The sequence below is a fragment of the Pseudomonas sp. PA-4-8C genome, from assembly GCF_021606625.1.
GTDB classification, from domain to species: Bacteria; Pseudomonadota; Gammaproteobacteria; order Pseudomonadales; family Pseudomonadaceae; genus Aquipseudomonas; species Aquipseudomonas lactis.
Genome location: NZ_WKCD01000121.1, coordinates 1 through 14877, shown reverse-complemented (window position 1 = coordinate 14877; position 14877 = coordinate 1). Strand labels below are relative to the sequence as shown.

Below are 14877 nucleotides of genomic sequence, written 5' to 3'. Positions count from 1 at the left end.
ATGCTACCCGTGCGCAGCGCCAAGCTCACGCCCGGCACCGTCGCGCGGCGGGTCATCGAGGCTCCGGGTCTGCGGCCTTTCGTGGTCGTCGGCGACGACGAGGCGTCCCATGCCTGGCTGCGCCGCCAGGCGGCAGCGCTGCGCGAGCGCGGCGCGGTCGGTCTGGTAGTCAACGTCGAGACCATGCAGGGCCTGGCGCGGCTGCGCAGCCTGGTGCCCGGTGTGCCGCTCGCGCCTGTGTCCGGCGACGACCTGGCCGAGCGTCTGGGCCTGCGGCACTACCCGGCGCTGATCACGGCCACCGGCATCGAGCAATGAAGCCATGTCGGGGAAACAGCCGGTCGAGGTACTGCTACGCCCAGCGGTGGAGCTATACACCGTTGCCGCATGCGCGGGCGCCGCGTTCCTGTGCCTGGTGGCCCCGTGGTCGCTCGCGCTGAGCCCGTCGATGGGCGTCGGCAGTGCCCTGGCGTTCGGGGCCTACGGTGCCATCCGCTACCGCGATGCCCGCGTCATCCTGCGCTACCGGCGCAACATCCGCCGCCTGCCTCGGTACGTGATGACCAGCAAGGACGTGCCGGTCAGCCAGCAGCGGCTGTTCGTGGGGCGCGGGTTCCTGTGGGAGCAGAAGCACACCCATAGGCTGATGCAGACGTACCGGCCGGAGTTCCGCCGCTACGTCGAGCCGACGCCGGCCTACCGGCTGGCGCGTCGCCTGGAAGAACGCCTGGAGTTCGCGCCGTTCCCGCTGTCCCGGCTGTCCGCGCTCACCGGCTGGGACGTGCCTTTCAACCCGGTGCGGCCGCTGCCGCCTGTGGGCGGCCTGCCGCGCCTGCACGGCATCGAACCCGAAGAGGTGGACGTCAGCCTGCCGCTCGGCGAGCGCGTCGGCCACTCGCTGGTGCTGGGCACGACGCGAGTCGGTAAGACCCGGCTGGCCGAACTGTTCGTGACGCAGGACATCCGGCGCGTGAACGCTGCGGGCGAGCACGAGGTCGTGATCGTCATCGACCCCAAGGGCGACGCCGATCTTCTGAAGCGGATGTACGTCGAGGCCAAGCGCGCGGGCCGCGAAGGCGAGTTCTACGTCTTTCATTTGGGCTGGCCGGACATTTCCGCGCGCTACAACGCCGTGGGCCGTTTTGGGCGAATCAGCGAGGTGGCGACTCGCGTCGCGGGGCAGCTTTCCGGCGAGGGCAACAGCGCGGCCTTCCGCGAGTTCGCCTGGCGCTTCGTCAACATCATCGCCCGCGCCTTGGTGGAACTGGGGCAGCGCCCGGACTACATGCTGATCCAGCGTCACGTAATCAACATCGACGCGCTGTTCATCGAGTACGCCCAGCACTACTTCGCGAAGACGGAGCCCAAGGCCTGGGAGGTGATCGTCCAGATCGAGGCCAAGCTCAACGAGAAGAACATCCCGCGCAACATGATCGGGCGCGAGAAGCGCGTGGTGGCGCTGGAGCAGTACCTCTCGCAGGCGCGCAACTACGCCCCGGTGCTGGATGGCCTGCGCTCGGCCGTCCGTTACGACAAGACGTACTTCGACAAGATCGTCGCCAGCCTCTTGCCGCTGCTGGAGAAGCTCACCAGCGGCAAGATCGCGCAGCTCCTGGCCCCGAACTACTCCGACCTGGCCGACCCGCGCCCGATCTTCGATTGGATGCAGGTCATCCGTAAGCGCGCCGTGGTCTATGTGGGCCTGGATGCACTGTCCGACGCCGAGGTCGCCGCAGCGGTCGGCAACTCCATGTTCAGCGATCTCGTGTCGGTCGCCGGGCATATCTACAAGCATGGGATCGACGACGGATTGCCGGGCGCATCGGCAGGCACGCGCGTGCCGATCAACGTCCACGCCGACGAGTTCAACGAGCTGATGGGCGACGAGTTCATCCCATTGATCAACAAGGGTGGTGGCGCAGGCCTCCAGGTCACCGCGTACACGCAGACCCTCTCGGACATCGAAGCCCGCATCGGCAACCGCGCGAAGGCCGGTCAGGTGATCGGCAACTTCAACAACCTGTTCATGCTGCGCGTGCGCGAGACGGCCACCGCTGAACTGCTGACAAGGCAGTTGCCGAAGGTCGAGGTCTATACGACCACCATCGTCAGCGGCGCGACGGACAGCTCGGACATTCGCGGGGCGACGGATTTCACGTCGAACACCCAGGACCGCATCAGCATGTCCAGCGTGCCGATGATCGAGCCGTCGCATGTCGTCGGCCTACCCAAGGGCCAGTGCTTCGCGCTGCTGCAGGGCGGTCAGCTTTGGAAAGTGCGTATGCCGCTGCCGGCGCCGGACCCGGACGAGGTGATGCCGGCAGACTTGCAGCAACTGGCCGGGTATATGCGCCAGAGCTACAGCGAAGCGACGCAGTGGTGGGAGTTCACCAGCGCCCCGGCCTTGCAGGACACGGGCTTGCCCGATGACCTGCTTGATGACGTCGCTCCAGCCGAACCTCTCACGGTGACCCCTGCCACCAGCGATGGCACGGGCGACGAGGCCTCGCCATGAAGGACGCCGCCTCGACTGCGCAACGGGAGCAGAACCAGCGCCAGGGCCTGATCGTCGGCACCATCACCTTGCCGTTCCGGCTGCTCGGGGTGCTGATCGGCTCGCTACTGTTCTCGATCGTCGTGGAGTGCATCGGCATGCACCTGTTCTGGAAGGACCAGGGCTGGCGGCACTCGCAGCAGATGTTGCAGTACGAACTTGGGCACCTGTCCAGCCACTTCACGCGCAGCGTGGTCGTGCAGGAGCCGGGGCGCACTGCGCACGAACTGGTGGATACCGGCTACGAATGGGTATTCGTTCGCTCCGGGCTGCTGGAGCGCATGAGCCAGACCGCCGAGCGCGCCCGCGCACCCAGCCACGGGCAGACGCGCAACTTCCGCTACCACATCAGCCAAGTCTATGTCTGGGCCGAGAACTACCTGATTGCCGCGGCCTTCACCACGCTCACGTTCCTGGTGCGCCTGCTGGTTCTGGTGCTCACGTTGCCACTGATCTTCACTGCGGCGTTCGTCGGCCTGATCGACGGTCTTGTGCGGCGGGACGTGCGCCGGTTCGGCGCGGGCCGGGAATCCGGCTTCATCTACCACCGCGCGAAGGCGAGCCTGATGCCGCTGGCCGTGCTGCCGTGGATCACGTACCTGGCCTTGCCGATCTCGGTGCATCCACTGCTGATCCTGCTGCCCAGCGCCGCCTTGCTGGGACTGGCCGTGAGCCTGACTGCGGGTAGCTTCAAGAAGTACTTATAACCACACACAGCACCGAATATCGACGTTCGGTGCATATTTAGAACCGAAGGAGATCAAGAGCTCTCCGTCCGGAGCAGCCACTCAATCTGTCGCCGTGCTGTGGAGATGATCTGTCCAAAGATTCGCTCCTCAACATCCGGCTCACGATTTCCAGTAGGAAAGTCGGCAGACCTGCCTCCACCGACCAACAAAACCTGAACAGCAGAGCCAACGTACTTTGTCAGTTCATGCCTATAGCCGATTGCCTGTACGTAATCACCGTGATTCAGCGCGTGGCTTGGCCGTTTGAATTCGATCAATAAGTACTTGCCGCTCAGATTCTCGTTGAGAAGCAGGTCAGGACGTTTGTCGGCCTTGTCTCCCGTATAGACCTTCCCAAGAACATCTTCCACTTGTCGCCGCAATGTGCTGTTTGAGCTGAACAGGGAATACTCCGGACCAAACACCCACAAGTTACGTTCCAGGGCTTTGTGCAAGACGGCCTCGGTAGTTGTTGCGTCACGAACAAGCAGTTCCAGTTGATCAAGAAAAACTTGGCGCGCTGCGGCTTGCTGAACCAGGAATGCCATCTCTGCCAAGCCAAACTCATCCAGCCGCTCGGCTACCCCTGCAACGTCGCTCGAAGTTGCTTCCGCAATGTGCTCAAGAAGAATACGGTAATCGGATCGTTCCATTGCCTCCAGCAACACATTCACCACCGGCTCGACCTTGCTCTCCGGTTCGCCGTAATACTTGTCGAGGATTTTCTTGATCGCCCGATCTGCAAAAACCCTTTTGTGTTCCGGCAGCGCTGAGAGTCGAGTAAGGATCGCTTTTTGCAGTCGAGCCTGTGCAAGCTGGATCTCTTGCCGGTACTGCTGCTCATACGCCTCCCGGAGAATGGGCTGGACGTATGCCTCAACCTCCTTCAAAAGTTCACTATTCTCAACGGCAGCATCCCAACCAGCCGTGATGTGATCGCGCAGTCCGTCCGCCTCGACTTCGCCGTAGAGCTTGCGAAGTAACTTGCGCGGGAAGTCATCCCGTTGATCCAAGCCAAAGAATCCTGGCCGCCCCACGGCCTTGCCATCCACGCGCAAGGTAATGCCAGGCTGACGCAATCCTGACTTGCCATCGCTGATAGAGAACCGCAGTTTCACCTTGCCCACATTTGGCAAGGACTGATCCTGCTCTGCATAACGCCCTGATACGTCGTCAACATCCAGACGCTTGTCGTCAACCGTGATCGCGAAGTCATCCTGCCGACCGTAATCCTGTAACAGGATCTGGCGTAGGCGGTTGGCCTCCGGGTAAGCCAAACCCTGGTGCAAGTCGTTGAGCGTAATGGTTGTCCCGTGGAGTTCGGGCGCGCACGGTTCGCTGTGCAAGCTGATATCCAACTGCTCGATATCTTCAACGCGCGCAAGGTCATCCAAGCGCAGCGAAATCCGGCACAGGCGGCCGCGCGCACGCGTTTCGAGCATCATGGTGGCCGCCGCCATGAGGCCAGAAAACTTGCCGATGCCTTTTCTGCCCTTGACCGGGCGGCTCTTCCCGGCGGTACGTTCTCCGCGCCGTGAGCGGCGATCGGATGCAATGGCCAAATAATGCCGCCGCAGCTCCTCTTCGGTCATACCGCTTCCATCGTCCTCAATGTCGATGGAGCCACCGCTCAGTGGCTTCGGGAGAGTGACAGATACGTGCTCGGCGTCGGCATCCCACGCGTTATCGACGAGCTCCTTCAACGCCCGCTCTGATGACGGGTATTCCTGACTCAGCAATGTGGCGAGTCGGGAATCAACCTGAAAACGCAGCTGGGCACGGCTCATATCAACGCTCCTTCAAATCAGTCCTTCACTTCGAACCGCAGGAAATCGGCCAGCCGCTTCGACTCTGCGATTTCATCGTGTGGCACCAGGATGTATTTCCACGGCTTGCCACCGACGTTTCTGGCGTGATCTGAAGCGTATTTGCACCAGCGCAATGCCGCCGCAGCCTTGGCGACGACTTCATCCGATTTCAGATCGTCGCGCTTCTTGGTCTCGGCCAGCAGGATGAACGCATCCATTTCCACCACGAAATCCGGCACGTACTCCGGCTGCTCGGTGCCGAGCTTGTAGTAGATCTGGAACTGTCCCTTCGCGGGCTTGAACCACTTGTTCGCGTCGCGTTCGAGGATGACGGCGAAGCGGCGCTCGGTGTCCGAGTCGAACTTTTGCAATGGGTAAAGGCACTTGGTGAACCCGCCGAACAGCATCTGCTTGATGCGGCCCACGTCCTCCACCGTTTCGCGGAAATGGCGCGGGGCTTGTCCCGCCGTAGCGGTGTAGTTGCAGGCTTTCAGTTCCGTGAAGCCGCGACTGACCTGCACCTCGAACTCGGTCGCTTCCTCGAAGAAGTGCGCCATCATCTGCGAGTGGATTTCCTTTGCGATGGTCTTGCGCTGCCCATTCAGCACGTTGACCGCCTCGGATTCCGAGAGGTAGCTCTGCAGGTGCCGCACCATCTGGCCCGCCAGGTCATAGAGCAGGTCGGCGTGGGTGAAGTAGTCGATGTCGTCGAAGTCCACCAGCGCGTGGACGATGTAGTCCTCCGGGCGCTGTTCTTTCAGGCCGATTTCCGCCGCCAGCGTAAATTGTTCGTTGGTGCGCAGCATCTGGCCGACGATCTCGCGCTCGCCCGGTTGCAGGCGAAGCTGGCTCACGTCCAGCAAGAACGGGCGAAAGCCGGTCGTGACCTCACCCTTGGGTACAACGGCAATGCGCGGGATGTCGATAGTCTGTTGCACCACGATCTCGGTGGTCTTGGCTACCACTTTGGTCAGATCAATCACCGGTGCCGCATCGTCCGCGCCTGCCAGCAGGTTGCCCTGCATCGGCTTCAGGCGTTCTGCCACCTCCGCTTGAATGACCTTCTGCACCTCGGGCGTGAGCAGTGCGCCACTGGTCGGCACTAGATCACGCTGCGTCTCCAGCTTGCCGATGACTTCGATCACCACGCGCGCCGCTTGCTTCTCGGCCTCGGTGGTGAACACCGGCGTCGGCGCGGGTTTTGCCTCGCCACCATCCGAGTCAGAGTAGGCAGCCGCCGAGGCTGGATCAACTGCGGGCGCGGCATCCGCCAGTCCAAGCCGCGCTGCAGCACCGGAGCCGACCTGCACGCTTACCTTCTTGTCGTCGGCACTGGGCGCGTCGAGGATGATCTGCTTCAGGCGAATCGGCGAATCGCCACGGTTGGCCTCGTCGATGATCTCCTGAAACTTGTCGTGGGCAACGATGTTCAGGCGATCCACCGCCGCCACGCCGGTGCGCTTGCCATAAGGCAGGCGCAGGCCGCGCCCGATGCTCTGCTCGATCAGCGTGCGCGCGTTGGCGGCGCGCAGCGGCACGATGGTGTAGAGGTTGGTCACGTCCCAGCCCTCCTTGAGCATGTTGACGTGAATCACGATCTCGGTCGGCTCGTCCACACTCTCCACAGCCAGCAGGCGCGAAATCATCTCTTCCTCTTCCGCGCCGGTGCGGCTGGAATCGACCTGGATCACCTTGCCCGCGTAACGCCCTTCGTAGAAGGCTTCCGATTCCAGAAGTGCCAAAAGACTCGCAGCGTGCGTGGTGTCGCGTGCGATGACGAGCATGAAGGGCTTCACCGGCTTGACACCGTTCTCGCGGGCATAAGTGAGCAGCTCGACCTTCGTGGTTTCGTGCAAGCGCACGCCGTCTTCCAGCTTGGTCTTCTCCACTTCTTCCGGCGTGTGGTCGCTGGCCTTGAAGTTGCGTTGGGTGACAACCGCAGGCTCCTTGACGAAACCATCCTCCATCGCCCGCGCCAGCGGGTAGTCCATCACCACGTTCTTGAACGGCACCGGCCCCTTGCTGCTTTCGACGAACGGCGTCGCCGTTACTTCCAGGCCGAACAGCGGCTTCAGCTCGTTGATGGCACGCACGCCCGCGCTGGCGCGGTAGCGGTGCGATTCGTCCATCAACAGCACCAGATCGGGCAGGTTCGCCAAGTGGTTGAAGTAGCTGTCGCCCAGCACTTCCTTCATCCGCTTGATGCGCGGCTCCTTGCCGCCGCGCACTTCGGAGTTGATCTTGGAGATGTTGAAGATGTTGACGCGCACGTCGTGGGCGAAACCCTGCGGTTGGTCGTCCACCGCTGCGCCAGTCTGGTCGTAGTTGTCACCGGTGATGATCAGCGGTGGCTGCTGCGCAAACTCGGCAATGCCCTTGAACACGTACTTCGGCATGTTGCGTGTGAAGTCCGTGATCAGCTTGTTGTAGATGGTCAGGTTGGGCGCGAGCACGAAGAAGTTGTTGATGCCATGCGCCAGATGCAAATAGGCGATGAACGCGCCCATCAACCGCGTCTTGCCGACGCCCGTGGCCAGCGCGAAGCACAGCGAGGGAAACTCGCGCTCAAAGTCCTCCAGCGTGGGGAACTCGGCCTTCAGCGTGGAAAGAACGGCGGCGATATCCCGCTCATGGCCCAAGAGGTCAGGCGAGGTTTCGAGCGCGCGAACCAAGCGTTTGAGAGATTCCTCCTGCGGCGGGCGCAGCGACAGACGACCGGTGACGGCGTGCAGGACACGGCTGTTCATTACTCGTTCTCCCCAAACAGACCGCCCTGATTCAAATGCGCAGCGGGCACTTTCCTGCTCTTGGTTTTCTTGTTCGCTCCGGCGGCTGCCGAGGCATCAACGGGATCGGGCTTGGCCATCGGCAGGTTCGCCACGTTGAGGCTGTAGTCGTCGTGGCCCCATTCGCAGCGGGCCAGCACCATCTTCGGAATCTTCTTCAAGGTCAGGTTCGGCCAGCGTTCTGCCGCCTTCGCCGCTGTCACGCCTCGGAAGGCAGAGCAGCAGACCAGCAGGCTCCGGTCGGAACCCACTTCGTCGGAGAGTGCCTGCAACTGGTCGGCAGACAAGTTCTGCGTGGTGACGTAGATGAAGTCGCGCTCGCTGGAGTGGCCGTGCTGCCACCACTGCACCTCGGAGGGTGCGTAGGTAAAACCTTCCACTTTCGCCAGCGCTTCGGCTAGTTGCGCGGCGTTGTATTCAGGATTGATGACCGGGTTGCCCCAGCGGTCGTTGACGATCAGGCTGGGCGCGAGGCTGTAGTAGCGGAAGCCGCCTCCGCCTTGCCAGTTCACGCTTTCCGTGACGCCGCCTTTGTCTTCACCGGCGATGACTTTCTGCAGGCGCGGAATGATGTGCGTGTGACAGTGCTCTCCCAGTTCCACCATGATCCAGCGAAGGCCCATTTTGTGCGCGACCGCGCCAGTGGTTCCAGAGCCGGCAAAGGAATCGAGGACAAGATCCCCGGGGTTAGTAGACATATCAAAAATGCGCTTCAGCATGTCTTCTGGCTTTGGAGTATCAAAAACATCTTCTCCAAACAATGTCTTTTGATGCGCCTTGGTTTGCCGTGTTGTGTCGAGGTCATTCCATATCGTTGGATAAGGCCGCGATGGACTATCCGGTGCAAACTCTCGGGTATACGGAATCCAGCCGGTTTCGCGCTTTTTCCAAATCAACTCGTTTTTTTCAATCAAATCCTCAACAGAGGTTTTCCCCATTGCCCATCGTGCCTCCCTGCCATCATCGTGAATCGGCAGTACTTCCGTTCCGTCAGGAGCGGTTAATGGAAAGAACATCGACGGACGGTCAGAGCGAAGGCTATTCTTGCCGTTCTTTTTCAAGAGACGGTCGCGATACGGTCTGTCAGATTCGGCATCTGGCTTACGGTACGCCGCCAATATCGAATCATCGTATTTCTGTCTGAATGGGCGAGATCCAGGAGTTTTCGTAAAACACAACAAATACTCGTGATCTGGCGTGATTGGTACTTTGTTATCGTTCGGGCTATCTACCTTTTTCCAGATAAACGTCGTGACGAAACAAGCTCGTCCAAACACCTCATCGCACAGCACCTTCAGGTATTGCGCTTCGTTGTCGTCAATAGTGATCCACAGCGAACCATCATCTGCTAGCAATCGCCGAATGATCTCCAGCCGGTCGCGCATCAGCCCCAGCCAAATGGAGTGTTCTAATCCATCGTCGTACTGCTTGAACGCGCTGCCTGTGTTGTAAGGCGGGTCAATGAACACGCACTTCACCTTCCCCGAGAACTCTTGCTCGAGAGCCTTCAGCGCCAGCAGGTTATCTCCGAAGATCAGCCTGTTATCGAAGATATCGTTCTCTGTAACGCGATGCGGGGCGTGGTACGACTTGTCCGGGTCTTCGAGCAGAATGCGCGGCTCCAGCTTGGGGCGCTTTTCCTTGCCGATCCATGTCAGTTCTAGTTTTTGCTTGCTCATGGCATCGCTCTCATAGTTGGGGTGCCTTGCCCGACAAGTAGTCGAGCAGGCGCTTGCGCGGATAGGCATCCGCCGCAGTATCGATATTGCGCAGAGTGGGTAGCGTTGGATCGGCGGTCAGCGCGAAATGCGTTTCCATCAGGTCGGCCATGAACGAGGCGACGCTGCCCTGATTGCGGAAGTAGGCCAGTGGCCCCTCGCCGAGCAGGCGTTGCCGCCCGAGGTCGAAGGTCTGCTGCCGCAACTCGTCGAGCGGCTGGCTGATCAAGCCGGGAATTGCTGCGGCGTCCATGACCGTCGCCGCGCCGATGCGTTGGCGCAGGCGCTTCATCATCACAGCCGTGATGACATGAGTGGCGTGGCGGTAGATCAGCTTTTCTTGGCTGCGCGCCGCCGCCTTCTGCTCGTAGTCGACCACCAGCGTGCGGATGGCCCGGTGGCACAGCACGGCGTTGAGCAGGGCCACGCCGGTCAGGGTGGCCGGGAACAGCGCCTGGTATTCGGCGGATTCCGGATTGGCCAGCCGCGCCGGTTCGCTTTTGAGCCAGACCGCGTAGCGCGGATCGTCCTGGCGCGAGGCGAGCGCGCGCAGCGCCTCGTCGAGCGAAATAGCCTGGAGGCCGGTGGCCGAGGCTTCCGGACGGTAGTGGTAGGCGAAGCCGAGATGCGCGATTTCTTGCCGCAACCGCTCCTGGTTTTCGTCCAGCGAAGCGAAGTTCGCTGTCTGCACTGGGTTCTGGTGGTTGCGCGCCTTGGTGACGCGCTTACCGAACGGGCCGTCCGCCGGGGCCTTGATCAAGGTGAGCATCACCTTGGCATCGTCGATGTTGCTGCCTGGATGCTGGGCCACGAACTCGGCGGCGGACGCGACCGTCTGCGCGCCGTTGATGATCGACAGGCCACGAACCTTGAACTTCCGGAACCCACTGCTGGGGTTCTTTCCCTTCAACTCAATCTCGTCGCAGACCGCCGTCACGCCGTTGTTGAGGTAGAAGAAGCTGCCGGGATCGTCGCGCAGGGTCGTCTTGATGGCCTTGTTGACGTCGGATCGGCTGCTGCCGAGGAAGTAGCGGATGTTGCGCTCGTACAGCGCCTTGCCCTTGTCCTTGTGCAGCGCGACCAGGTCGGTCAAACGGGCGATGCCGTAGTACGTCGTGCGCGGGTTCTCGACCTTCGCGTGCTTCTGCAAGGCGATGTCGGTATGAACCGGCGGATAGGCTTGCTCCGCCAGCAGGTCGCGGGTGATGTCGACTGCCGCGTAGTAGTCCACCTGCTTGTCGAGCCGCTCTTCGTCGAGATCATCGTCGTCCAGCAGCACTTGCAGCGCATCGATGGCCGACTGCGACACACCGTCCCCAGTGTAGGGCACGACCAGTTTGATGCGACTGCACGCATCGAGCGCGCCTTCGATCTCGGCCTTGCGGTTGTGGACGTTCCCATTGAACCCGGTGAAATCCTGCTTCAGCAGCAGCCGGATGCCGGTGCAGAACGATTGGGCTTCATCCTGCTTGAACTGCTCGGATTCCTTCAGCTTGGTTTGCAGGAGGTAGAGCGTTTCCGTGGGGGCGTGGTAGTGGATCGCATCCAGCCCCTTGTCGTTGAAATCGTCCACCACGGAAGCGGCGGCGTCCTTTGGCGTGATGTTGAGCAGCTTGTTCAGGGCGAAGGCGCTGAAGGCACGCGAGAGCTGCTTGGCAGCCTGATCCTCCGGCTTCGCCGCACCCAGGAGGGGCGGAAGGAACGGCACGAAGCGCTCCGCCAGAATCTTCTTCAGGACGGTCATGTGCTGTGGTTCAAGGGCCGCCATGTCAGTGGTACTTCCCGTAGCGGTTCTCGAATGCGGGTTTCGTCCCCTCCAAGATGGTCACGACAGCTTCGTTCAGCCCCGTGTTCTCGATGGCTCCCGATTCGTAGCGGATAGTGGAGTCCGATGCGCGGTCGAATCTTGCGTGGATGATTTGTTCGGCGTCGCACACAACCGCCAAATTGGGGTTGTGCGTGACCATGATGATCTGCCGCTGCTTTTTGGCTTCGGAGAGAACGGGAACGAGCAGACGGAACACCGTCTCGTTGTCAAGATTCTCTTCCGGCTGATCAAGAATGATGGGGGTTTTTCCCTTGTCCACCAGCAAGTAGAAGATCAGCAAGAGCGCGCCACGTTGACCAGGGGACAGTTGCTCGATCTGCGTGTCCTGGAAGAGGAGCGAGTAGCGAGGCTCAAGGAAGTTCAAGCCAAAGATGAGGTCATAGACGGCCGCGGCCGGCTGCCCCTTCTTCAGCAAACTGAAAATCCCGGCATCCGAGCCGGAGGCCTTCGCCGCTGCCAAAACCTTCTCCTGCAAGGAGGCAATGAAGGCTAGCGCCCCATCCTTGCTGTTCAGGTCATGGCCATCGAACAATCTTCTGATGGTCGCCGGTGCTTCGTCCTGCCCGCGAAAGTCACCTGCGGTCTGCTTGATCAGAGCAAACAACTGGTCGGCGATGGCGTCGGCGGATGCCGCCAGCGTTGCCTGGAACTGCAGCCTGTAGTCCTCGCGTATCAGGACATTTTTCTGAATCAGGTCTTGCACCGGCTTGAACAGTTCCGCACGTGCACGCCGCTGTGCATCGAGGGTATCGAAGATTTCCCCGGACAACTGCAAACGCCTCGCTTCCAAAACCTTGAGCTGCTGCGGAAGCTCCTCGATCTGCTCGATTCTGGTTTCCAAGCCGACCTTGGTCTCAGGGTCGGTGATTGAGCCGATGAGTTCGTCGCGCTTCGTGTTCCATTCCGCAAGCTGGCGCTGGTAGGCCTCATATTGCTGTTGCGGCGCGTTCAACTTTGCGGTGAAACCTTGCTGGGTTGCAGTGGCGGAATTGAGGACTTCCGCCAGTTTTTCAGCCTCGATCTTTATCTCGCCTTGCTTCGTCGCCAACTCGGTCGATTTTTCTTCCAGAACGGCGGTCTTGATGTCGATGGCGGCAAGATCGGACCAAGCGAAGCCAAGAAGATTGAGATCGTCGGAGACGGTTTTTTCGGCTTGATCGAAAGCACGTTGCAGCAATCTCAACTGCTCACGAATATTTCCTATGGCCTTTTGACGTTTGGCCAGTTCAGTGGTCTCGCCAGCGATCTCTTGGCTGCGCGTCCTGGCCGCTTCCGCCTGTTGACTTGCTGTCGCCAAGCCTTCAGCCGCTTGTTTCTGCTCGGGGCTCATAGCTTCGGTCGGCACCGCAACCTCCGCAGGCTTCAGCTTGTCGTGTTCCTCGATCTGCTTGCTCTTCAGCAGGAGCAGATCAGTGAGTTTTTTCAGTTCAATGGGTTGAAGCTGCTCCTCGATGCGAACGATGGTTGCGTTGGTCGATGTCAGTTCCTTCCGGTACTCACCCAATCGGTTCCTGAGCGATTGCTCCTGCTGCTCGGTCAACTGATCGAAGTCGAGTGCGCCAAGCCTCATTTCTTCGCTCGCATGGGAGAAGATCACTGACCTCAGCTCTTTCTCAAATGCGTTCGACTTACCCGATACGTGCTCATTGCAAAGCTCTTCGAAATAGCCCTGCGGGATGTAGCGGACAAGCTCGGCCTTCTCCTCTGAAGGTGACTCATTCAACGGCCTGGACTCGGTGCTTTCGTCTCGCCAGGTTAGCGTTCCGGTGAAGTGGCGAGCGGGCTCGCCGGTCTTGCCCCAAAAGCGATCCCTCTTCAAGAAGCTGAAGTGCTTGGACTGCTTGGAGTTGCCGAGCGTCGCGATGACATCCGCCAAAGCACTCTTGCCGCTTCCCTTGTTCCCAATAACAGCGACAAGATCGGGGTTCAGCGGGATGTCACAGCCATGCAGCCACCGCCCGACGCCAGCCTTGTCCCCTGTTTTGGTGATCTCGATCGACTCGATGTAGAAGGTCTTGTTGGACTCGACTTCTTGAACCTTGGGCGGCTTGTCACCAATGAAGGAGCGTTTCGCTGGCTCAAGAATGGCTTGCTTGAGGCCGTGGAACGTCGGGTCGGCTTTGATCCACGTCCTTTTCCCGGAGGGGAAGTCGCCATAGCCCCGCTTGTTGTTGTCGCCAGGTGTTCCAACGAAGCAGTGGGCGTCGCTTCCTGAGACTGCCAAGCGCGGAATATTATTCAGACCTGCTTGAAAATTCTTGAACCACTTGGCGTTGCCGGCTGTCTGCTCGCCAACAAATGCGCCACGCAAGTTGGTGTCTCGTGTCTCGAAGATCGGAGAAGTTTGAAAGAGGTTCATGGCATAGGCGTAGTGCTCTTGCCACCCGACCTCGGCCAGTCCGTCATTCGTATCAAACGGCATAAGGCCAATCGCGTGCTCGTTCGGGACCTTCCGAATCGCTTCCCTGTATGAGTCAGCGTTGATCTCCGCAATCACCGCCCCAGCAAGCAGAGCCTTCTCGTCGGAAGCATCTACATCGGCCTTTTTGAAGCCGTGATGCGTCAACTTGTCCTCGCCGACCTTCCTGGCAAGCTCTCTCAAGGCAGGCTCAGAAAGCGGCCTGTCCACTAACTCAATGCGCAATGCCGATATGAAATCCCGGAGCACCTGTTCATCGACCTCGTTCGAGAACAGTACGTGTGCGTTCAGTCGTCCTTTCATTGGCGCCGCAAGCCGAAGCTCGATCCCTGGAAGGACGAGCTTTTTTAGAACAGGGGCGTCCTCGTCCTTGAGACGACTACGCAGTGCGAGCCAACCGTCAAAGGTCCAGTAATCCATGATCGCGAACACAGCCGGTTCTGCCTTGTTCATGGCTTCGATCATTTCATCGACCAGCTTCTTGCTCTTTGCAGAAGAGAGATCGACATCGAACTTATCTCCCGACCAATGAAACGATGCTGGTGTATGGACATGCAGGTCCCACTGCCGCCAAATTGCACCCCGAGAAATTTCTCTTTTTGTCATCATGTCAGCCCCCACTCGATAGTGAACAGCGTGCGCTCTTCCACCTTTTGCTGGAGCTTCACCTCCAACTGACTGATTAAGTCGTTGCGCTGTGTTTCGACCTCATCCTGCCGATTGAACAGTTCCCGCCGCAGCTTGCTGCGCTTGCCTTCCAGTTCGCGCTGCTTCTTCTGCCATGACAGTTTTTCTTCCAGCGTGGGCGAGGTGGCTGCCGTGCGACGCACTTCCTTGATCTCGCGGTCGATCTCCTTGATTTCTTGCTCAAGGCCGAGTTTCAGGTCATCGGCCCAGGCGTCCAACTTCTGCACTTCCTGCTCGAAGTAGCCAAGGTTGCGTTGGTTGATGTCGCGCAGCAGCTCCGTCTTGCGCGTTGCCACGTTGGCTACCAGCGTGGCATCGCCTGCGTTATTGAACAGGCTCGCTGCCTGCG

Annotated in this window: 8 protein-coding genes and 1 pseudogene; 3 read left to right on the top strand and 6 right to left on the bottom strand. The window is 60.2% G+C overall.

Annotated features, from left to right (window positions below):
* From GIW04_RS17925 to GIW04_RS17915, 3 genes are all read left to right on the top strand, one after another.
* Positions 1-318, top strand: a 318-nt coding sequence (locus tag GIW04_RS17925) for an integrating conjugative element protein (protein ID WP_236479092.1), incomplete at its 5' end; no start/stop codon positions are given.
* Positions 319-322: 4 nt separating this feature from the next.
* On the top strand, positions 323-2515 hold the full coding sequence (gene traD, locus GIW04_RS17920; protein ID WP_090520109.1) for a type IV conjugative transfer system coupling protein TraD: 2193 nt from the start codon (positions 323-325) through the stop codon (positions 2513-2515).
* Positions 2512-3261, top strand: a complete 750-nt coding sequence (locus GIW04_RS17915; RefSeq protein WP_090520108.1) for a TIGR03747 family integrating conjugative element membrane protein — start codon at positions 2512-2514, stop codon at positions 3259-3261. Before traD ends, GIW04_RS17915 begins: the two co-directional genes overlap by 4 nt.
* A 53-nt stretch (positions 3262-3314) precedes the next feature.
* On the opposite strand, the gene GIW04_RS17910 is transcribed toward GIW04_RS17915, so the two are convergent.
* The 6 genes and pseudogenes from GIW04_RS17910 to GIW04_RS17885 all read right to left on the bottom strand — a co-directional run.
* Positions 3315-5069, bottom strand: coding sequence for an ATP-binding protein (locus GIW04_RS17910; protein ID WP_236301349.1), 1755 nt, complete (start codon positions 5067-5069; stop codon positions 3315-3317).
* Between the two features lie 17 nt (positions 5070-5086).
* Positions 5087-7837, bottom strand: a complete 2751-nt coding sequence (locus GIW04_RS17905; protein WP_090520104.1) for a DEAD/DEAH box helicase family protein — start codon at positions 7835-7837, stop codon at positions 5087-5089.
* Positions 7837-9555, bottom strand: a complete 1719-nt coding sequence (locus GIW04_RS17900) for a site-specific DNA-methyltransferase (RefSeq protein WP_090520103.1) — start codon at positions 9553-9555, stop codon at positions 7837-7839. The genes GIW04_RS17905 and GIW04_RS17900 overlap by 1 nt, the downstream gene beginning before the upstream one ends.
* Before the next feature lie 10 nt (positions 9556-9565).
* Positions 9566-11338, bottom strand: a complete 1773-nt coding sequence (locus GIW04_RS17895; protein ID WP_228383604.1) for an AIPR family protein — start codon at positions 11336-11338, stop codon at positions 9566-9568.
* Between the two features lie 25 nt (positions 11339-11363).
* Entirely contained in the window at positions 11364-14450 is a 3087-nt protein-coding gene (locus GIW04_RS17890) for a TrlF family AAA-like ATPase (RefSeq protein WP_236301348.1), read from the bottom strand.
* Positions 14447-14877 (bottom strand): annotated as a pseudogene (locus tag GIW04_RS17885) (SNF2-related protein); the annotation flags it as partial. The pseudogene GIW04_RS17885 and the gene GIW04_RS17890, both read right to left, overlap by 4 nt.